This window comes from Stenotrophomonas sp. 112478_Sma (genome assembly GCF_056479905.1).
In genome coordinates this window covers 1323915-1343100 of sequence record NZ_CM151072.1, presented here as the reverse complement: position 1 = coordinate 1343100, position 19186 = coordinate 1323915, and the positions used below count along the sequence as shown (strand labels likewise).

The window sequence follows — 19186 nt, the reverse complement described above, 5'->3', positions numbered from 1 at the left end:
GCGCCGGTGGGATCACCGGCGCGTTGATGTTGATGCGGAGGCTTACTTGACGCTGACCAGCTTGATCTCGAACTGCACGGCCACGTTCGGCGGGAACGGGGTGCGCGGGTCGGCACCGTACGCCTGGTCCGGCGGCAGGGTGACTTCCCACTTCGAACCCGCCGGCATCTGCAGCAGGGTCTCACGCATGGCCTTCATTTCGACTTCGCTGACCTTGATCGACGGAATCTGCTGGGCCGGGCGGGCCTCGGTCGGGCGCTGGCCGTACGGGAACGGACCGGCAACTTCCAGCTGCACGGTGCTGGCCTGGGTCGGCTTGGCACCCTTGCCGGCTTCGATCACGCGGTACTGGACGCCGCTCGGCAGGGACTGCACGCCGGCCTTGGCCTTGTTCGCCGCGATGAACTGATCGCTCTTGGTCTTGTTTTCGGCAGCGGCCTTTTCGTACTCGGCCTTGGCGGCCTGGGCACGACCCTGCTCGCGCTTCTGGAACGCTTCAACGGCCGGCTTCAGCTGCTCGGCGGTGATCGCCGGCTGCTTCTTGGCGTAGGCGTCCTGCAGACCCTTCACCACCGAGTTGATGTCCAGCTGCTCACCACGACCGGTCAGCTCCGCCAGGTTGTTGCCGTAGTCGTAACCGAAGTAGTAGCTCAGCTTGCCCTTTTCGGACGAGACGTCCTGGGCGAAGGCATTGCCCGTCAGGGCCAGGGCCGCGACGGCGACCGCGATAGAACGCAACTTCATCAAACAGTTCTCCAGGGGTGGTAACTCAGGGACGTTCTGCGCCGCCCTGAGGCGACGGGTTAGGATAACGGCCACAACGTGTAACCGCTACTCACCACGCAGGCTATGACCTGTCTGCGCGGGCAGAGTTCAAAATCACTCTTTTTTAACGTTCCAGGAGTTTCACCGTGGCCGATGACCTGATCGCCGTCACCGACGATGGCGCCATCCGCACCGTGACCGTCCAGCGCCCGGACAAGCTCAATGCCCTCAATGCCGCGACCCTGCAGGGTCTGGCCGATGCGTTCAGGGACGCCGCGGCCGACCCCGAGGTGCGTGTGGTGGTGCTGACCGGTGCCGGCCAGAAGGCCTTCGTCGCCGGCGCCGACATCGCCGAGATGAACACACTCAGTGCGGTTCAGGGACGTGATTTCTCCCTGCTCGGCCAAGGACTGATGCGTCAGATCGAACGCATGCCCAAGCCGGTCATCGCCCGCGTCAACGGTTTTGCCCTGGGCGGCGGCCTGGAACTGGCGCTGGCCTGCCATCTGCGCGTTGCCGCTGACTCGGCCAAGGTCGGCCAGCCGGAGATCAATCTCGGCCTGATCCCCGGCTTCGGCGGCAGCCAGCGCCTGCTGCGCCTCTGCGGCCGGGCTGCCACCCTGGAACTGTGCCTGCTGGGTGCGCCCATCGATGCCGCCCGTGCGCTCGCGCTGGGCATCGTCAACGAGGTGGTGCCGGCGGCCGATCTGGACACCCGTGTGCAGGACATCGCCCGGCAGCTGGCACGCTCGGCGCCCCTGGCGCTGCGCGCCCTGCTTGATGCGGTCCACGTCGGCGGCGAGTGCAGCCTGGAGGCGGGACTGGAGTACGAAAGCGCGCAGTTCGGCCTGCTGTTCGCCACCGAGGATATGCGCGAAGGCACCGGTGCCTTCCTGCAACGCCGTCCCCCCGCCTTCCAGAACCGTTGACCCCATGGCATCCCGACCCAACCCCGCGCTGCTGTTCGCCCGGGTCCAGGCAGACGATCTTGATGGTGCCCTGCAGGCCGGTCTGATGGACTATGTCGCCAACGAAGGCGACACACACGAGGTTCCCGGGCACCCGGAACTGCCGGAGGTGCTCAGCCAGGCGCGGCAGCAGCTGCAGCGCGCGTGGGCCGCACGTGACCGTTACCGCGCACGCGCGGTGCGCCTGGCCCGCCGCGACGCCGAACGCGATGCGCGTCGCACGCCGCGCCCGGCGCCGGACGTGAAACCTGCGCTGCCCGCCGCCGCTGCCGCCATCCTCGCCCGTGCCAAGGCACGCGCCACCGGCAAGGAGCGCTGATGGCCACCGCGAAGAAGGCCGCCCGCGCGCCAGCGCGGCGTGGCAGCAGCATGCCGCGCGCCGACGTGGTGGAAATGTTCACGCGCCTGCGCGAACTCAACCCGCATCCGAAGACCGAACTGGAATACAGCTCGCCGTTCGAACTGCTGGTGGCGGTGGCGTTGTCGGCGCAGGCCACCGATGTCGGCGTCAACAAGGCCACGCGTCGCCTGTTCCCCGTTGCCAACACGCCCGCGCAGATCCTGGCGCTGGGCGAGGACGGACTGAAGAAATACATCGCCACCATCGGCCTGTTCAACGCCAAGGCGAAAAACGTGATCGCCACCTGCGCGATCCTGCTGGAGAAACATGGCGGTGAAGTACCACGCGAACGCGAGGCACTGGAAGCCCTGCCCGGCGTCGGCCGCAAGACCGCCAACGTCGTGCTCAACACGGCTTTCGGCGAACCTGTGATGGCGGTGGATACGCACATCTTCCGCGTTGCGAACCGCACGGGACTGGCGCCGGGAAAGAACGTGCGCGAAGTCGAGGACAGGCTGGTCAAGGCGATTCCTGATGAATTCCTGCTCGACGCACATCACTGGTTGATACTGCACGGACGCTACGTCTGCAAGGCACGCAAGCCGGACTGCCCGGGATGCGTGATCGCTGATCTGTGCCGCTTCAAGGACAAGACACCGGCCCCCTGAGGCATCCCGCAGCGCCTGCGGGTAAATGCCATCGCAGCGCAATCCCCACGTCATATCGGCCCGGCATCAATGCCGGGCCCAGTCGTGGCAAGGGTCGCGGCGGACAGACTGCGCGCGGAAACTGTCACATTTACGCAATCTTTACCTTCTAGCCTGCGCGCATCTTCCCACCTGCCTGCAAGGCTCCTCTCCATGAAACTGCATCACCAACTCCTGACGGTGGCCGTGGCCGCTGCGCTCTATGTGCCGGCTGCCCACGCTGAAGTCGCCATCGACGTGATCGGCGGTTCGGAAATCACCTTCGAAGGCCTGGTCCAGGCCGACGGCAACTGGTTCCACAACGACGTCGTGGACCTCAATGGTGGCGATGCCGGCAATGGCAAGGACAGCGAGTTCGAGCTGCGCCGCGCCGAGCTGGTGCTCAAGGGCAAGGGCCCGGGCAACGTGGAGTGGGTGCTCGGCTACGACGCCAAGGCGGACAAGTTCCTCGACACCAACGTGAAGTACAAGCTGCTGGGCAATGCCAACCATTTCATCCAGGTCGGCCAGTTCAAGCAGCCCAACAGTCTGGAAGAGCTGTCCAGCACCAAGAACAACGACTTCATCTCCAAGGCCGCGGTCACCAACACCTACGCGATCGCCCGCCGCCTGGGTGGCGCCTACAGCTACGGCCAGGACAACTGGTCGGTCACCGCCAGCGCCTTCGGCCGCGAGCTGACCCGCAACCTGGCCCATGGCAGCGGCTACGGTGCGCGTGGCACCTGGGCTCCGATCAACGAGAAGGGCCAGGTCCTGCACTTCGGCCTGAGCTACGTGGACTACGACGCCGACGCCGACACCCTGCGCGTGCGCGCACGTCCGAACGCCGACCTGGCCACCGCCCGCCTGATCGACAGCGGCAACCTGACCGACACCGACCGCGTCAGCACCGTCGGCGCCGAAGCCATGTACTTCCAGGGCCCGTTCAAGGCCCAGGCCGAGTACTACACCAGCAAGGCCAAGCGCTACGACCACGACAACTACACCAGCGACGGCTACTACATCAGCGGCCTGTGGAATGTCACCGGCGAGACCTGGAGCTACAAGGGCGGCACGCCCGGCACCGGCCTGCCGAACAACCCGGCCAGCGGCCAGTGGCAGCTGGGCGTGCGCTACGACCACATGGACCTCAACGACGGCAACCTGGCCGCGAACCCGGTCGCCGGTCGCCCGCCGATCGTCGATGGCGTGCTCGGCGGCAAGATGGATGTGTGGACCGTCGGCGCCAACTGGTACTGGCGCTCGAACTTCAAGCTGATGCTGAACTACGTGAAGGTCGACAGCAAGAAGTACAGCTCCAGCGCCCGCGGCTTCGTCAATGACGATCCGAACATCCTGGAAGCCCGCGCGCAGTTCTTCTGGTAAGAGCCCGCGTCATCGCATCACGCACCGGCAAGGGCACGACTGCGGTCGTGCCCTTGCCACGTGCGGTGACGCCTGTAACGCAGCGCGATCCCCTCATCCGATGTCACACCGGCGTCATATGACAGACCTTTCCGTGTCACGGAATGGTTATGGAATGTGCACCGATACGTTGGGCAACCGCCCTTCGACCACCCCAGGAGTCTCTCCCGTGATCCACGCCTTCAAGTCGCGCGCCGCTGTCGCCATCCTGGCCGCGTCGTCCGTGTTCGCCGCCAATGCTGCCGATGTCACCGGCGCGGGCGCCTCCTTCATCTACCCCGTGATGTCCAAGTGGTCGGCGGACTACAGCACCGCCACCGGCAAGAAGGTCAACTACCAGTCGATCGGTTCCGGCGGCGGCATTGCCCAGATCAAGGCAGCGACCGTCGATTTTGGTTCCTCCGACGCGCCGCTGAAGCCGGAAGAACTGGCTGCCGCCGGCCTGGCCCAGTTCCCGTCGGTGATCGGCGGCGTGGTGCCGGTGATCAACGTCGCCGGCGTCGCACCGGGTGCGCTGAAGCTCGATGGCCCGACCCTGGCCAACATCTTCCTGGGCAAGATCACCACCTGGAACGATCCGGCCATCACTGCACTGAACCCGGGCCTGACCCTGCCCAGCGGCAAGATCACCATCGTGCACCGCTCCGACGGTTCGGGCACCACCTTCAACTTCGTCAACTACCTGTCCAAGGTCAGCCCGGAGTGGAAGAGCAAGGTCGGTGAAGGCACCTCGGTGCAGTGGCCGGCGGGCATCGGCGGCAAGGGCAACGAAGGCGTGGCCGCCTACGTCAAGCAGATCAAGGGTGGCATCGGCTACGTCGAGCTGTCCTATGCGCTGCAGAACAAGATGTCGTACGCGGCAATGAAGAACGCCGCGGGCAAGATCGTGCAGCCGTCGGACGCCTCGTTCTCGGCCGCCGCCGCCAGCGCCGACTGGGCCAATGCCCGTGACTTCTACCTGGTGATGACCAATGCCCCGGGTGCCGATGCGTGGCCGATCACCGCCACCAACTTCATCCTGGTCCGCAAGCAGCCGAAGAACGTCGCCGGTGCCAAGGCCACGCAGGAGTTCTTCCGCTGGATCTACAGGAACGGCGACCAGCAGGCCAAGCAGCTTGATTACGTCCCGCTGCCGGACACCCTGGTCCGCCAGATCGAGACCTACTGGACCCAGAACCTGAAGTACTGAGCAAGACCTCCCCCGCAGGAGCGGGGCCGACGGGTCCTCTCTCCCCCGCCGGCCCCACCGGGCGCGAGATCCTCGGGATCTCGCGCTCTTCTCGTTTGTGGGGTCCGGCCTTCCACCGGACCGGCGACCCTGCCGGTGCGCAGATCGGGCGGCCGCGGCGGTCTCCGGGGATGTCCGCAGTGGGCGACGACCCTGTGAAACCCTTGTCGGAACGTGATCCAGGACACCTCTGTCATGGACGTCATACGGCTGTAACAAAAACATCATTTCATAGCCGCATCCGCCGACGCCGTCGGCTCTTCCCCGCTATGGAGTGACCATGAAACTGCACTCGGCCGGCCTCGCCGCCCTTTCCCTGGCCATTGCCCTGGGCCTGTCGGCCTGCGGTGGCGACAAGCAGGCCGCGCAGCAGCCGGCCGCCGACGGTGCCGCTGCCCCGGCTGCCGCCGGTGCGAAGGTGACCGCCGAAGTCTCCGGCGCCGGCGCGTCCTTCATCTTCCCGCTGGTGTCGAAGTGGTCGGCCGACTACAACGCCAGCACCGGCGCCAAGATCAACTACCAGTCCATCGGTTCCGGCGGCGGCATCGCCCAGATCAAGGCCGGCACGGTCGACTTCGGCTCGTCCGACAAGCCGCTGAGCAGCGAGGAGCTGGCGCAGGCCGGCCTGGCCCAGTTCCCGTCGGCCATCGGCGGCGTGGTGCCGGTCGTCAACATCGAAGGCCTGGAAGCGGGCAAGCTGCGCCTGAGCGGCGCCCTGCTGGCCGACATCTTCCTCGGCAAGGTCAAGACCTGGAACGACCCGGCGATCGTCGCTGCCAACCCTGGCGTGACCCTGCCGGACGGCAAGATCACCATCGTCCACCGTTCGGACGGCTCGGGCACCACCTTCAACTTCTCCAACTACCTGTCCAAGGTCAGCCCGGAGTGGAAGAGCAAGGTCGGCGAAGGCACTTCGGTGCAGTGGCCGGACGGTGTGGGCGGCAAGGGCAACGAAGGCGTCGCCTCGTACGTCAAGCAGATCAAGGGCTCGATCGGCTACGTCGAACTGGCCTACGCGCTGCAGAACGCCATGCCGTACACCTCGCTGCAGAATGCCGCCGGCACCTGGGTGCAGCCGAGCGCGGAGACCTTCGCCGCTGCGGCCGCCAGCGCCGACTGGGCCAGCGCCAAGGACTTCAATCTGGTCATCACCAATGCTCCGGGTGAGCAGGCGTGGCCGATCACCGCCACCAACTTCATGCTGATGCAGAAGCAGCCGAAGGATGCCAAGCGCAACCAGGACACCCTGGCCTTCTTCAAGTGGGCCTTCGAGAACGGCCAGGCCCAGGCCAACGAGCTGCACTATGTGCCGCTGCCGGCCGAACTGGTCACGCAGATCGAGGCCTACTGGGCGACCGAACTGAAGTGATGGATCCGACGGTGCCCGCCGCGTGCGGGCACCGTGTCTTCCACGCCGTGCCGCCCCGCCCCTTCCTGGCCCTGCCGTCCCCATGAATGCCATCGCCCAGCCTGTAGCCGCCCCGTCCACGCGTGACGCGCGTGATGCCCGCAACGACAAACTGTTCCGATGGGTGCTGGTCGGCACCGTCATCTTCGTCCTGATCGCCCTGGCCTGCGCGGCTCTGTCGATGCTGTGGGGCGGCCGTCATGCCCTGCAGATGCAGGGCCTGAGCTTCTTCTTCTCTTCCGACTGGAATCCGGTCGAAAACAAGTTCGGTGCGCTTGCTCCGATCTACGGCACCCTGGTCACCGCGCTGATCGCGATGGTCATCGCCGTGCCGGTCAGCTTCGGCATCGCCTTCTTCCTGACCGAAGTGGCGCCACGCTGGCTGCGGGGGCCGGTCGGCACCGCCATCGAACTGCTGGCAGGCATTCCCTCCATCATCTACGGCATGTGGGGCCTGTTCGTGCTGGTACCGGTGATGACCGAGTACGTCACCCCGTTCCTCAACGAAACGCTGGGCGAATGGCCGGTCATCGGCCCGATCTTCCAGGGCCCACCGCTGGGCATCGGCATGCTGACCGCCGGCTTCGTGCTGGCCATCATGGTCATCCCGTTCATCTCTTCGGTCATGCGCGAGGTGTTCCTGACCGTACCGACCCGCCTGAAGGAATCGGCCTATGCGCTGGGGTCGACCAAGTGGGAAGTGAGCTGGGACATCGTGCTGCCCTACACCCGTTCGGCGGTGATCGGCGGCGTCTTCCTCGGCCTTGGCCGCGCACTGGGCGAGACCATGGCCGTGGCCTTCGTGATCGGCAACAGCGTGCGCCTGTCGCCGTCACTGCTGGAGCCGGGCACCACCATCGCCGCCCTGATCGCCAACGACTTCGGCGAGGCCACTGAAACCTACCGCTCGGCGCTGCTGCTGCTTGGCTTCGTCCTGTTCATCGTCACCTTCGTGGTGCTCGCCATCGCCCGCCTGATGCTGATGCGCCTGGCCCGCAAGGAGGGCAACTGATGTCCACCACCGCTGACTCGCTGTACCTGCGCCGCCGCATCGGCAATGTCGTCGCCATCGCGCTGTCCTGCGCCACCGCGCTGTTCGGTCTGTTCTTCCTGGGCTGGATCCTGTTCACCCTGGCCGCGAAGGGCCTGGCCGGCATCAACCTGGACCTGTTCACCAAGATGACACCGCCGCCGATGCAGGAAGGCGGCCTGGCCAACGCCTTCTTCGGCAGCGCGGTGATGTGTGCGCTGGCGATCGGCATCGGCACCCCGCTGGGTGTCCTGGCCGGCACTTGGCTGGCCGAGTACGGCAATGCCCGCAAGGCCGGCACCGTGGTCCGCTTCGTCAACGACATCCTGCTGTCGGCCCCGTCGATCGTGCTGGGCCTGTTCGTGTACACCCTGTACGTGATGCAGACCGGCGGCCAGTTCTCCGCCTTCGCCGGTGCGCTGTCGCTGGCCTTCATCGTGCTGCCGGTGGTGGTGCGTACCACCGACGAAATGCTGCGCCTGGTGCCCTCGCAGATGCGCGAAGCGGCGCTGTCGCTGGGCATCCCGCAATGGAAGGTGATCGTGCAGGTGCTCTACCGCAGCGCCTCGGCCGGCATCATCACCGGCATCCTGCTGGCGCTGGCCCGCATCTCCGGTGAGACCGCACCGCTGCTGTTCACTGCCTTCGGCAACCAGTACTGGAACAGCAACGTGTTCCAGCCGATGGCCTCGGTGCCGGTGGTGATGAACCAGTTCGCCGGCAGCCCGTACGAATCCTGGCAGGTGCTGGCCTGGGCCGGTGCCCTGGTGCTGACCGTCTTCGTGTTGCTGGTCAGCCTCGCCGCCCGCGGCCTCCTGCTGCGCAACCGCATCTCCCATGACTGACCTTTCCGTGGAAACCACCATGAACGATCTTTCCAATGCCGTGCCGATGCAGCGCATCGCCGTGCCGGCCTCGCACGAGAACCTGCATACCCCGGCTCCGGTCAAGCTCGCTGCGCGTGGCCTGGACTTCTACTACGACAAGTTCCACGCCCTCAAGGGCATCAACCTGGAGATCCCGGAAAAGCGCGTCACCGCGCTGATCGGCCCCTCCGGTTGCGGCAAGTCGACCCTGCTGCGCATCTTCAACCGCATCTACGCGCTGTACCCGAAGCTGGAAGCACGCGGCGAAGTGCTGCTGGACGGCGAGAACATCCTGTCGCCGAAGTTCCCGATGAACCGGCTGCGCAGCAAAGTAGGCATGGTGTTCCAGAAGCCGGTGCCGTTCCCGATGACGATCTTCGAGAACGTGGCCTACGGCATCCGCCACCACGAGAAGCTGTCCAAGGGTGAGATGAGCGACCGCGTCGAGCAGGCACTGCGTCAGGGCGCGCTGTGGGACGAGGTGAAGGACAAGCTCAACCAGAGCGCGCTGGGTCTTTCCGGTGGCCAGCAGCAGCGCCTGTGCATCGCCCGCGCCGTCGCCCTGCGCCCCGACGTGCTGCTGCTGGACGAACCGACTTCGGCACTGGACCCGATCTCCACCAGCCGCATCGAGCAACTGGTGGAAGAGCTCAAGAACGATTACACCATCGTCATCGTCACCCACAACATGCAGCAGGCCGCCCGCGTATCGGACTACACCGCCTTCATGTACCTGGGCGACCTGATCGAACATGACCGCACCGAAGTGATCTTCTCGCAGCCGTCCAAGCAGCAGACCGAAGACTACATCACCGGTCGCTTCGGCTGACCGGACCGCGGCTTCTTCACAGACAACGCCAGTCGGGCATGGCCCGGCTCTACATGACGGAACAACCATGAATCTTCCCAACGACCACATCGTCAAGAGCTACGACGAAGAGCAGCAGCGCCTGGTGGCCGAAATCGTGCGCATGGGCGAGATGGCCGTCGCCCAGCTCGAAGCATCGATGGACGTGATCGAGAAGCGCGATGAGAACGCCGCCCATCGCATCATCGCCAACGATGAGGCGATCGATGCACTGGAGCAGCAGATCAGCCACGACGTGATGCGCCTTGCGCTGCGCGGCCCGATGGCGCGCGACCTGCGCGAAATCCTTGCGGGCCTGCGCATCCCCGCCGACATCGAGCGGATCGGCGACTACGCGGCCAACGTTGCCAAGCGTTCGATCGCACTGGGCAAGGTGCCGCCGCTGCCGCAGATCCAGGGCCTGCGCGCCCTGGGCCGGCTGGCCGCACAGCAGGTGCGCCGCGCCATCGCGGCCTACCGCGACAATGATGCCGAGGCGGCGCTGGCCCTGCGCGAGGATGACGCGCGCCTGGATGCGCAGTACACCGCGCTGTTCCGCGAACTGCTGACCTACATGATGGAAGATCCGCGCAACATCACGCCGTGCACCCACCTGCTGTTCATGGCCAAGAATCTGGAACGCGTGGGCGACCACGCCACCAACATCGCCGAGAACGTCTGGTTCCTCGTGCATGGAGAGCAGCCGCTGCCGCCGCGCGAGAAGCGCGACGAAACCTCCAGCACCGGTCAGCCCTGACGCTGCACTGCAACACCGGAGTCGACTCCAGAGTGGCCGCTGTCCGCGCGACAGCGGCCTTTCTTTTTGGGCCTTCCAGCATTTCCAAAGGCGCCGCGCCTGCCTGGCAAGGCCCCGCCCCCTGACTGCGCGGAAAATCTCACGAAAATTTGAGTTCTCTGCGAGGATTCGTTGAGTAGGATCGGCGCACGATCGCTTCCACCGGCACCTCTGCCGGCCACCCGGGCACCTGCCCACACCACCCAGGAGCACAACCGATGAGCAGTACCAACAAGACCCTGTCCCTGCTGACCGCTACCGCCCTTGTCACCGGCCTGGGCATGACGGCCAGCGCTTCGGCTCTGAGCATGAGCGATCTGGCACAGGGCTATCTGGTGGCCGGCCAGGCCGCCAAGGCCACCGATGCCAAGGCTGCCGACGCGCGTACCGGCGACGCCGCCAAGCATGCCGAAGGCAAGTGCGGCGCCGATGGCAAGAGCGCCGAAGGCAAGTGTGGTGGCGACAAGGGCAAGGCCGCCGCCGGCACCGATGCCAAGGCCAAGAGCACCGGCGACAAGAAGGCGGCCGAAGGCAAGTGCGGCGAAGGCAAGTGCGGTGGCAAGCACTGACGTCCGCGCCAGCGCTGCCCACCGGCGTTCGCCGCTTCCCGCGGCGGCCGCCGGGTTGGGCCTGCGCCGCGCGCTGCTGCAGGCGCTGCGCGAGGCGCCGGCCGGCGACTTCGACTTCCTCGAATGTGCACCGGAGAACTGGATCCACGTAGGCGGCCCGGCAGGCGATGCACTGGCCGAACTGGCGGCGCGGCATCCGCTGAGCTGCCACGGCCTGTCACTGTCGCTGGGCGGCAGTGCACCGCTGGACACGCAGCTGCTGGCACAGGTTGGCCGGTTCCTGGACGAGCACCGCGTGCCGCTCTACAGCGAGCACCTGAGCTACTGCAGCGACGACGGCCATCTGTACGACCTGCTGCCGATTCCGTTCACCGATGAAGCCGTGCGCCATACCGCCACGCGCATTGCCCGTGTGCAGGACCTGCTCGGCCGGCGCATCGCGGTGGAGAACGTGTCCTACTACCTGGCACCGGAACCGTCCATGGACGAACTGGCCTTCACCAACGCGGTGCTTGCCGAAGCGGACTGCGACCTGCTGCTGGACGTCAACAACGTCTACGTCAACGCCTGCAACCATGGCTACGACGCCGACACATTCATCGCCGGCCTGCCGGCACAGCGCATCGTCTGCCTGCACGTGGCCGGGCACCTGGATGAAGCGCCGGACCTGAAGATCGACACCCATGGCAGCGCCGTGATCGATCCGGTCTGGGAGCTGCTGGCACGTACCTATGCGCGCATCGGCCCCCGCCCCACCCTGCTCGAACGCGACTTCAACTTCCCCCCATACGCCGAGCTCCAGAGCGAGCTGCAGACCATCCGCCGCCTGCAGGCCGACCCAGCCGGAGGCAGCACGCATGGCTGAAGCGCCGGAACGGCTGCGTGCGCAGCAGCACGCGTTCACCGCCCATCTGCGCGACCCGGACACCGTGGCCGCGCCGGCCGGCATGGAGCCGCGACGCGTAGCGGTGTACCAGCGCCTGCTGTTCAACAACCTGCTGGGTCTGTTGAGCAACGGGTTCCCGGTCTGCGTGCGCCTGCTCGGTGAACCGGGCTGGAGTGCCCTGGTGCGCAGCTACTTCGCGACGCATCGCTGCCGCAGTCCGCTGTTCACCGAACTGGCTGCCGAGTTCGTGCAGTGGCTGCAGGCACAGCCGCAGCTTCCGCATCCGGCGCTGGCCGAGCTGGCCCACTACGAGTGGGTGGAAACGGCGTTGTACCAGCTGCAGGCCGAGCCGCTGCCGGTGGCCGGCGCGATCGATCCGCGGGTGGTCGCCCTGCAGCGTTCGCCGCTGGCCTGGCCCTTGCTGTATCAATGGCCGGTCCACCGGCTTGGCGCGGACGATGCGCCGCGCACGGCTCCGGCCGAGCCGACCGGCCTGCTGGTCCGGCGCGATGCTGACGGTGTGGTGCGTTTCGCCAGCCTCAGCCCACTGGCGGTGCATCTGCTGGCCCGCATCGGCGAGCGGCCCGGCGCCGATGGCAACACCTACCTGCGGCGGCTGGCACTGGCGCACGGGCTGGAGGAGCACGCGTTGGACGAGGCCGGTGCCACCCTGCTGCAACAGTTCCTGCAAGCCGGCGTGATCGGCCCGATCACGCCGCCGCCCTGACGCCCCACTCCCGGAGATTCCCGATGAACTACCCGATCCTGGCCACCGCGCGTGGCCAGCTGGACCGTCTCGCCCCCTGGTTGGCCCCGCTGGGCCTGCGCGCACTGCTGGCCTGGGAGTACTTCGAATCCGGCCTCGAGAAACTGCACGGCCAGAACTGGTTCGCTGACCTGCAGCAGGCCTTTCCGTTTCCATTCGACCACTTGCCGGCCGCGCTGAACTGGCAACTGGCCACCTGGTTCGAACTGCTGGGTGCCGCCTGCCTGCTCGTCGGTTTCGGCACCCGCTTTGCCGCTGCCAGCCTGCTGGTGCTGACCGTGGTGGCGACCCATGCGGTGCACTGGCCGATGGAATGGCACTCGCTGGGCGACCTCGCCATGGGGTATGCAATCAGCGACCAAGGCTTCGGCAACTTCAAACTGCCCGTGCTGTTCATGGCGATGCTGCTGCCGTTGCTGTTCGCTGGCGCCGGCAGGCTGAGCGTCGATGCACTGCTGGCCCGGCATGGCGCTGGCGGGGGCACCTGGGCGGGAGCCGGTCCGCGATGCCGCTGATTGGCGCGCCGCCCGCAACGCCCCATCCGGCTGCGCGCACCGGGCGCTCAGGAACGCTCTGCTAGAATCCACGCATGACCGACCCCACCCCCGCACCTGACGTCGCCCCCGTTTCCGCAGTACCGCAGGCGCAGCGTGCGATGTCACAACGCTTCCGTGGCTTCCTGCCGGTGGTGGTGGACGTGGAGACCGGCGGCTTCGACGCCCAGCGCAACGCGCTGCTGGAGATCGCGGCGGTGCCGATCGAGATGGACGAGAACGGCCTGCTCTTCCCCGGGCAGACCGCCAGCGCGCATGTCGTGCCGGCCGAAGGGCTGGAAATCGATCCGAAGTCGCTGGAAGTCACCGGCATCATCCTGGATCACCCGTTCCGGCTGGCCAAGGAAGAGCGCGCCGCGCTGGACCATATCTTCACCCCGGTTCGCGCCGCGATGAAGAAGTACGGCTGTCAGCGCGCAATCCTGGTCGGCCACAACGCGCATTTCGACCTCGGTTTCGTCAATGCCGCCGTCGCCCGGACCGGGCACAAGCGCAATCCGTTCCACCCCTTCAGCGTATTCGACACGGTGACGCTGGCCGGCATCGCATACGGGCAGACGGTGCTGGCACGTGCTGCCAATGCGGCGGGACTGGGCTGGGATGCCAACGAAGCGCATAGCGCGGTGTACGACACCGAGCAGACGGCACGGCTGTTCTGCACGATCGCCAACGCCTGGCCGCGGTAACCGTCAGCGCCCCTCTCGCCGCGCAGGCGTGGGTGCCGACCGTGGGCCGGCACCGCCGGCGCGTCAACCGATGCTCGTGCGATCCCGCCCGTCGCTCTTGGCACGGTAGAGCGCGCGGTCGGCGCGCTGGTACAGCAGGGCCGGGGTGCGGTCTTCGGCCTCCAGTTCGACCAGTCCCGCACTGAAGGTCACCCTCAGTCCATCCACGCCCGCCCAGTCCGGGTGGTCATGGAACAGCCCCCGCAACCGCGCGCACAGCTGCGCGGCTTCCTCCAGCCGGGTGTCGTTGAGCAGCAGCGCGAATTCTTCGCCGCCTGTGCGCGCAGGCAGGTCCGAGTCACGACAGGCCGTGGCGATCACCCGCGCCACCTCGACCAGTACCGCATCACCGGTACTGTGGCTGTAGCGATCGTTGACAGCCTTGAAGTGATCGATATCCAGCACCACCAGGCATAGCGGGTGGCCGCTGCGCTGCGATCGTGCGAAGTCACGCGCCAGGGTTTCATCGAAGCCGCGGCGGTTGGCCAATCCGGTCAGCGCATCCTCCCGCGCCTGGCGCTCGAACGCTTCGGCCTGCCGTGCGAGGCGTTCGGCCAGCTCGGTCTTCTCCTGGTTCACCGCCTGCAGATGGACGGTCTGGGCCTGCAGGTCGAAGGTGGCCTCGTCCACGCGGCGAGCCAGACGCAGGTTGCTGGCCTTCAGCTGCTGCAGCAGGAAGCGGTACAGCGCCACCAGCCCGGCCAGCAGCAGGATGCCGCCCAGCGCCTGCACGCTGCGCCGTTGCCACCAGAACGGCTCCACGCTGAAGCTCCATACGGCTTCCTGCTGGCCCCAGGCGCCACTCGGGTGCGCGGCGGCCACGTGCAGCGTGTAATCGCCCGGTGGCAGGCCAACGAACTCCACGCTGCGCTGTGGACCGCGCTCGACCCAGCCGCTGTCCAGTCCATCCAGGCGCGTGCGGTAGCGGATCCGGTCCGACATCAGGTAGCTCAGGCCGACATAGCTCACCGCGAGGCGACGACCACCGGGAATCAGATTGCGTTCGGCGCCCTCCCAGTGCACCGGCGCGCCGTCCACCTGCACGTTCTCGATCGCCGCTGGCGGTGCCCGCCGTTCGCGGAAGCGCTGCAGGCGCTGCGGATCGACCGTACTCAGGCCCCCCGCGGTGACCACCCAGAAAGTGCCATCCTGGCGCAGGATCGCCGAGGGGCCGGAGCTGCCGTTGGCCTGTGCATTGGCCATGCCGTCGATCTCGTTGTAGCGCTCCACGCTCACCCGCGGCGCGCGGCCGTCGGCCACGGCATTGAGAGTCGCCATGTCGGTGCGCAGCACGCCACGGTTGCTGCTGATCCATACGTTGCCCAGCCGGTCGGGTACCAGCTGGAACACCGCGTCGACCGGCATGCCCTGCTCCAGGCCGACGCGGGCCAGCCGCCCGCCCTGCCAGCGGTACAGGCCGCGATCACTGCTGATCCACATCGCGTCACCGAGCTGGTGGAAGCCGAACACACTGCGTCCGCCCCCCAGCGGCGCCAGATCGATCGCCTGCACACGGTTGCCGCGCAGCACGCGGATGCCCTCGATCGTGCCGATCCACAGGTTGCCCTGGTGATCGTGTTCCAGCGCTGTGATCAGCCCGGTCGGCATGCCCGCCACCGGCGACACCTGCACCCGGTCGCCGTCGATGCGCACCACTCCCTTCTGCGTTCCGGCCCAGACCGCCCCGCTCGAATCCACGCTGATCGCGCGGATGTTGCCACCCGGCATGCCATCGTCGGCGGCGTAGTTGTGGCGCAGGCGGCCGTCCCGGGACAGGCGGTAGACGCCGTCACCGAAGGTTCCCACCCAGAGATCGCCGTCCGGCCCCTGCGCCAGGCTCAGCACCGACGGCGCCTTGCCACCGCGGTTGTGCAGCGGCATGGCCTGGAAACGGCCATCGGCATTCTGTCGATCCAGGCCACTGGCACTGCCCACCCACAGCTGGCGGTCACGATCTTCCAGCACGGTGCGCACGTAATCGCCGCTGAGCCCATCGCGCTCGGTGTAGCTGCTGAACAGGGTCTCGCGCAGGCGGTACAGGCCGCCGTTGGCCCCCACCCAGATGCTGCCCTCGTCATCCTCGCGCAGGCTCACCACGCGCCCGCCCGGCAGGCTCAGGCCCGCAGGCAGCCGCTCCAGTCCATGCGAGGAAATCCGCAGCAGCCCCTGGTTCTCGGTGCCCAGCCAGAGATCACCGTGGCGGTCCTGCAGCATCGAGGTCAGGTGCAGCTGGCCCGGCAGCCGGTGCACCAGCACCAGCCGGTCATCCTCGACCCGGTACAGGCGCTCGCCCGCCACGATCCACAGCGCACCGTCCGGCGCCCGGTACGGCCAGGACAGGCCACTGCCCGCGCCCAGCCCCCAGGCGGCGGGCGCGCGCTTCAGCACGCCATCGTTGTCACGCAGTACCAGGCCATCGAGCGTGCCGACCCAGACCCGATCCTGCGCATCCACCACCAGTTTGGTGAAGCTCATCGCCATCGGCAGATCTGCAGCCGGCGCCTGATAGACAAGGCCTTTGTCCGGCGCGAGATAACCCAGGCCCTTGCCTTCGTAGAGCAGCCACAGGCGCCCCTGGCTGTCCATCTGCATCGACTGGATCAGTACCTGCGGGGTATCCGGCTGGTGCTCCCACACACGCCACTGGCCATCACTGCCACGTCGGCTGACATTGCCGCGCGAGTCGCTGATCCACAGCCCGCCCTGACGGTCGACGAACAACGCGCCGATGCCGTTGTCGCGCAGCCCGGGCCGCGTGCTGCGGTCGTACACGGTGAAATCCAGGCCGTTGTAGCGCACCAGGCCTTCCCAGGTGGCAAACCAGAGATGGCCTTCCGGCGTCTGCGCGATGTCGCGCAGCGAGTTGTGCGGCAGGCCGTTGCGCGAGGTCCACACATCGATGGCGTAGTCGCGCAGCGGCGGTGCACCGCTCTGTGCCTGCAACGGCAATGCAGCAGCCAGCAGCAGCCACAGAAGGCTGTGTCGCAGCACCGCCCTCCAGTCCCACGCGTGACGCTCCACCCAGCGCCCGTCGTCCCCCTGCCCGCCCATCACCGCAGCAGTGGCGGCCGGGTACTGCGGCCAGGCGGGGCGGCAGGTGGAAATGCCCAGGCAGCGCGGGGCGGCGTGCCGACGGGAACAGGCTGGCTCATCGGGGGGCGTCTGGGGAGATGCGCGAATGATAGGGCAAACGCCAGCCCGCCGCGCCTGCCCAGCCGTGCCCCCCTCCCCCGGGCAGCAACGGCGGGCTTTCTGATCCAGCCGTGCAGGCGGTACGGATTTCTGGCGGAGGGGCGTGGTCCGGCACACTTTCCCGAGCCCAGGCGGTGACCACAGGCAGGACCAGAAGACCCCTCGCCTGGCGCCTCTGCGGAGGGACAGCTACGTCCTGTCGCCAGCACGACGCCTGTAATGGGCCACCAGATCCGCCGGGTAGTACTCGTGGTCGCGGAAGCTCGAATCGTCGATGTCGAACAGCATCACGACCAGCGCGGCCTCGAAGGCCCAGTAGCCCATGTAGCCGCTGTCGTCGTCACGGTGGTTGCCGTGCCAGTACACGTTGCGGCTGCCTGCATACCAGCCGTCCAGGAATTTCTTTACGAGCCCGGGCCGGTCCGAGGGTGAGGCGATTGCTTCCATGAGCGGGAGGTACTGGCGATACAGCACCTGCCTCCCCGGAACTCTTCCGTCTTCAACCAGCAGTATCGCGATTTCGTCAAAGAGTCGATCCTTTCCCGCATTCCCAATCAGCGTGAGGGCCTTCGCAAGGTAGGTCGAACCCATACCGGCGCTGACCGCGATCGCCAGCCACCAGAGGTGATCGACGTAGTGATCTTCACGAAGATCCTCGAACTGTGCACGATAGTTCTGGTCCTCCAAAGGCAATTGATCACACTGATGCAGGAGCTGCGCATGCGAAACAAGCAGCTGGTTCAGGTCATCATGAAGCAAAACAATAGCGTCGCCCCTTGAGAATCGCATGACCAACCGACGAAGGATGCGACCGGACACATCCGACGCGCCGAGAACACATCCCTTGGGAGGATAGGCTCGAGTCGCGATTGAATGATCAGTACGCGCCACCTCCACGGAGTCATAATCGATCCAATCCGTGAAGTACGGCTCCAGCATCCGGGTGTCACGCTGCGCACTCATGCGCCATCGCCCCACGGGCCGATCAAAGAACCAGTGTCGCCGATTTTTTCATCACCAATGTATGTCAGGCGGCGGATCCGGGTAGCTGTAGGCCACATCGATGCCATTCTCTCCCGGACGATACACGCCATCGGTCTTTCCCACTGGCGTCAGGCCCTTGCCCAGCATCGCCTGATGCGCCATCGCCTCGCCGAACGCGGCGCCTGCGGCGCGCGTGCGCCGCCCTCGCCATCCATGTGGCCGCCGAGCACTCGGTATCGGGTAGGGTCGCCGTAGTGGCGATGCAGCACCACCTCACCTCCGGCGACCGCGTCGCGGGCGACGAAGCCGCTGGCTGATCACATCGCCGCCGCGCTCGATTCGTCCCCGCACCCGGTGCAAGCATCTGAGCCGCCTGACCATCAGATACCTGCGCCAGCACAACGCCTGTAATAAGCCACCAGATCGGCCGGGTAGTACTCGTGGTCGCGGAAGCTCGAATCGTCGATGTCGAACAGCATCACGACCAGCGCGGCCTCGAAGGCCCAGTAGCCCATGTAGCCGCTGTCGTCGTCACGGTGATTCCCGTGCCAATAGAGGTTGCGGCTGCCCGCATACCAGCCATCCAGGAACTTCTTTACGAGCCCCGGTCGGTCCTGGATCGATGCGACGGCCTTTGCTAGCGGAAGGTACTGGCGATACAGCACGTGATTGGCAGCGGGTCGGCCTGTGTCTCCCAATGCAATCGCGACTCTGTCGAAAAGCTCGTCTTCCCCGGCGTGCTTCATCAAGCCAAGTGCACTTCGCACATAAGAGCCCTCCATACCCGCGGCAACCGAGAATGCCAACCACCAGAGGTACTTTGTGTACCTGTCCGGCCGAAGATCCTCCCATACTGCACGAATCGTCTGATCCTGTGCGCCCAAGGCATCGGCGCACAGATCAACGCGCCGCCTTGCAAACAACAGTTCTTCCAGTCCCCCCAGCACTTCAACCAGATCGTCGCCACGCGAGTAGCGCATGACCATTATCTGAAGGAGCAGGGAAAACACGGAACTCGATGCATTGGCGCGCCCGACGTCGGTGTACCGGTGTGAATCAATGCGATCAACAACCTCTGCAACCTCATCCAGCCGGAACTCGATGATTCCAGAGAAATATGCCTTGGATTTCCTGCTATCGCGCATCATCGG

The 19186-nt window shown here is 66.4% G+C and carries 19 protein-coding genes; 15 read left to right on the top strand and 4 right to left on the bottom strand.

Going from position 1 to position 19186, the window contains the following annotated elements; all coding sequences use genetic code 11:
• Window positions 1–42 precede the first annotated feature (42 nt).
• Window positions 43–744, bottom strand: a complete 702-nt coding sequence (locus tag ACZK08_RS06260) for an FKBP-type peptidyl-prolyl cis-trans isomerase N-terminal domain-containing protein (protein ID WP_005408797.1) — start codon at window positions 742–744, stop codon at window positions 43–45.
• A gap of 167 nt (window positions 745–911) precedes the next feature.
• Between ACZK08_RS06260 and ACZK08_RS06255 the strand changes: the two genes are divergently transcribed.
• The 15 genes from ACZK08_RS06255 (at window position 912) to rnt (ending at window position 13820) form a co-directional block, all read left to right on the top strand.
• On the top strand, window positions 912–1694 hold the full coding sequence (locus ACZK08_RS06255; RefSeq protein ID WP_065181203.1) for an enoyl-CoA hydratase/isomerase family protein: 783 nt from the start codon (window positions 912–914) through the stop codon (window positions 1692–1694).
• A gap of 4 nt (window positions 1695–1698) precedes the next feature.
• Complete coding sequence (locus ACZK08_RS06250) at window positions 1699–2052, top strand: hypothetical protein (protein ID WP_053518210.1); 354 nt, start codon at window positions 1699–1701, stop codon at window positions 2050–2052.
• Window positions 2052–2741, top strand: a complete 690-nt coding sequence (gene nth / locus ACZK08_RS06245; protein WP_065181202.1) for an endonuclease III — start codon at window positions 2052–2054, stop codon at window positions 2739–2741. Before ACZK08_RS06250 ends, nth begins: the two co-directional genes overlap by 1 nt.
• 192 nt (window positions 2742–2933) lie before the next feature.
• Window positions 2934–4145, top strand: coding sequence for an OprO/OprP family phosphate-selective porin (locus ACZK08_RS06240; RefSeq protein WP_053518208.1), 1212 nt, complete (start codon window positions 2934–2936; stop codon window positions 4143–4145).
• Window positions 4146–4353: 208 nt separating this feature from the next.
• Window positions 4354–5373 (top strand): phosphate ABC transporter substrate-binding protein PstS, encoded by a 1020-nt coding sequence (gene pstS, locus ACZK08_RS06235; RefSeq protein ID WP_065174722.1) that lies wholly within the window; start codon window positions 4354–4356, stop codon window positions 5371–5373.
• Window positions 5374–5692: 319 nt separating this feature from the next.
• Window positions 5693–6781 (top strand): phosphate ABC transporter substrate-binding protein PstS, encoded by a 1089-nt coding sequence (gene pstS / locus ACZK08_RS06230; RefSeq protein ID WP_053518206.1) that lies wholly within the window; start codon window positions 5693–5695, stop codon window positions 6779–6781.
• An 82-nt stretch (window positions 6782–6863) separates the two neighbouring features.
• The gene (gene pstC / locus ACZK08_RS06225) at window positions 6864–7832 is read left to right on the top strand and encodes a phosphate ABC transporter permease subunit PstC (RefSeq protein WP_053518204.1); all 969 of its coding nucleotides are present in this window, start codon (window positions 6864–6866) and stop codon (window positions 7830–7832) included.
• Window positions 7832–8695, top strand: a complete 864-nt coding sequence (gene pstA, locus ACZK08_RS06220; protein ID WP_053518203.1) for a phosphate ABC transporter permease PstA — start codon at window positions 7832–7834, stop codon at window positions 8693–8695. Before pstC ends, pstA begins: the two co-directional genes overlap by 1 nt.
• Window positions 8696–8714: 19 nt before the next feature.
• Window positions 8715–9545, top strand: coding sequence for a phosphate ABC transporter ATP-binding protein PstB (pstB, locus tag ACZK08_RS06215; protein WP_053518202.1), 831 nt, complete (start codon window positions 8715–8717; stop codon window positions 9543–9545).
• Between the two features lie 67 nt (window positions 9546–9612).
• Window positions 9613–10320: a phosphate signaling complex protein PhoU gene (gene phoU, locus ACZK08_RS06210; RefSeq protein WP_053518201.1), complete on the top strand. Its 708-nt coding sequence runs from the start codon at window positions 9613–9615 to the stop codon at window positions 10318–10320.
• 257 nt (window positions 10321–10577) lie between these two features.
• Window positions 10578–10928 carry an HvfA family oxazolone/thioamide-modified RiPP metallophore gene (locus tag ACZK08_RS06205; protein WP_065181201.1) on the top strand — a complete coding sequence of 117 codons (351 nt, stop codon included), beginning with the start codon at window positions 10578–10580 and terminating at the stop codon, window positions 10926–10928.
• A complete protein-coding gene (locus ACZK08_RS06200) occupies window positions 10915–11793 on the top strand; it encodes an HvfB family MNIO-type RiPP peptide maturase (RefSeq protein WP_065181200.1) in 879 nt (292 codons plus the stop codon). The genes ACZK08_RS06205 and ACZK08_RS06200 overlap by 14 nt, the downstream gene beginning before the upstream one ends.
• Window positions 11786–12541, top strand: coding sequence for an HvfC family RiPP maturation protein (locus ACZK08_RS06195; RefSeq protein ID WP_065181199.1), 756 nt, complete (start codon window positions 11786–11788; stop codon window positions 12539–12541). Before ACZK08_RS06200 ends, ACZK08_RS06195 begins: the two co-directional genes overlap by 8 nt.
• 23 nt (window positions 12542–12564) lie before the next feature.
• Window positions 12565–13095 carry an HvfX family Cu-binding RiPP maturation protein gene (locus tag ACZK08_RS06190; protein WP_065181198.1) on the top strand — a complete coding sequence of 177 codons (531 nt, stop codon included), beginning with the start codon at window positions 12565–12567 and terminating at the stop codon, window positions 13093–13095.
• A 140-nt stretch (window positions 13096–13235) separates the two neighbouring features.
• Complete coding sequence (gene rnt, locus ACZK08_RS06185) at window positions 13236–13820, top strand: ribonuclease T (protein WP_053518226.1); 585 nt, start codon at window positions 13236–13238, stop codon at window positions 13818–13820.
• Between the two features lie 63 nt (window positions 13821–13883).
• Here the strand turns inward: rnt and ACZK08_RS06180 are convergent, their stop codons facing one another.
• From ACZK08_RS06180 to ACZK08_RS06170, 3 genes are all read right to left on the bottom strand, one after another.
• Window positions 13884–16910: a ligand-binding sensor domain-containing diguanylate cyclase gene (locus ACZK08_RS06180; RefSeq protein WP_065181197.1), complete on the bottom strand. Its 3027-nt coding sequence runs from the start codon at window positions 16908–16910 to the stop codon at window positions 13884–13886.
• 330 nt (window positions 16911–17240) lie between these two features.
• Entirely contained in the window at window positions 17241–18014 is a 774-nt protein-coding gene (locus ACZK08_RS06175) for a PoNe immunity protein domain-containing protein (protein ID WP_081284344.1), read from the bottom strand.
• 401 nt (window positions 18015–18415) lie between these two features.
• A complete protein-coding gene (locus ACZK08_RS06170) occupies window positions 18416–19183 on the bottom strand; it encodes a PoNe immunity protein domain-containing protein (RefSeq protein WP_065181195.1) in 768 nt (255 codons plus the stop codon).
• Between the last annotated feature and the right edge of the window lie 3 nt (window positions 19184–19186).

Coding starts and splice junctions, on each gene's coding strand:
- ACZK08_RS06260 (WP_005408797.1), bottom strand. CDS start 744: ATGAAGTTGCGTTCTATCGCGGTCGCCGTCGCGGCCCTGGCCCTGACG.
- ACZK08_RS06190 (WP_065181198.1), top strand. CDS start 12,565: ATGAACTACCCGATCCTGGCCACCGCGCGTGGCCAGCTGGACCGTCTC.
- pstS (WP_053518206.1), top strand. CDS start 5,693: ATGAAACTGCACTCGGCCGGCCTCGCCGCCCTTTCCCTGGCCATTGCC.
- pstC (WP_053518204.1), top strand. CDS start 6,864: ATGAATGCCATCGCCCAGCCTGTAGCCGCCCCGTCCACGCGTGACGCG.
- pstB (WP_053518202.1), top strand. CDS start 8,715: ATGAACGATCTTTCCAATGCCGTGCCGATGCAGCGCATCGCCGTGCCG.
- ACZK08_RS06180 (WP_065181197.1), bottom strand. CDS start 16,910: ATGGGCGGGCAGGGGGACGACGGGCGCTGGGTGGAGCGTCACGCGTGG.
- ACZK08_RS06240 (WP_053518208.1), top strand. CDS start 2,934: ATGAAACTGCATCACCAACTCCTGACGGTGGCCGTGGCCGCTGCGCTC.
- ACZK08_RS06205 (WP_065181201.1), top strand. CDS start 10,578: ATGAGCAGTACCAACAAGACCCTGTCCCTGCTGACCGCTACCGCCCTT.
- pstA (WP_053518203.1), top strand. CDS start 7,832: ATGTCCACCACCGCTGACTCGCTGTACCTGCGCCGCCGCATCGGCAAT.
- ACZK08_RS06195 (WP_065181199.1), top strand. CDS start 11,786: ATGGCTGAAGCGCCGGAACGGCTGCGTGCGCAGCAGCACGCGTTCACC.
- rnt (WP_053518226.1), top strand. CDS start 13,236: ATGTCACAACGCTTCCGTGGCTTCCTGCCGGTGGTGGTGGACGTGGAG.
- ACZK08_RS06250 (WP_053518210.1), top strand. CDS start 1,699: ATGGCATCCCGACCCAACCCCGCGCTGCTGTTCGCCCGGGTCCAGGCA.
- nth (WP_065181202.1), top strand. CDS start 2,052: ATGGCCACCGCGAAGAAGGCCGCCCGCGCGCCAGCGCGGCGTGGCAGC.
- ACZK08_RS06170 (WP_065181195.1), bottom strand. CDS start 19,183: ATGATGCGCGATAGCAGGAAATCCAAGGCATATTTCTCTGGAATCATC.
- phoU (WP_053518201.1), top strand. CDS start 9,613: ATGAATCTTCCCAACGACCACATCGTCAAGAGCTACGACGAAGAGCAG.
- ACZK08_RS06175 (WP_081284344.1), bottom strand. CDS start 18,014: ATGAGTGCGCAGCGTGACACCCGGATGCTGGAGCCGTACTTCACGGAT.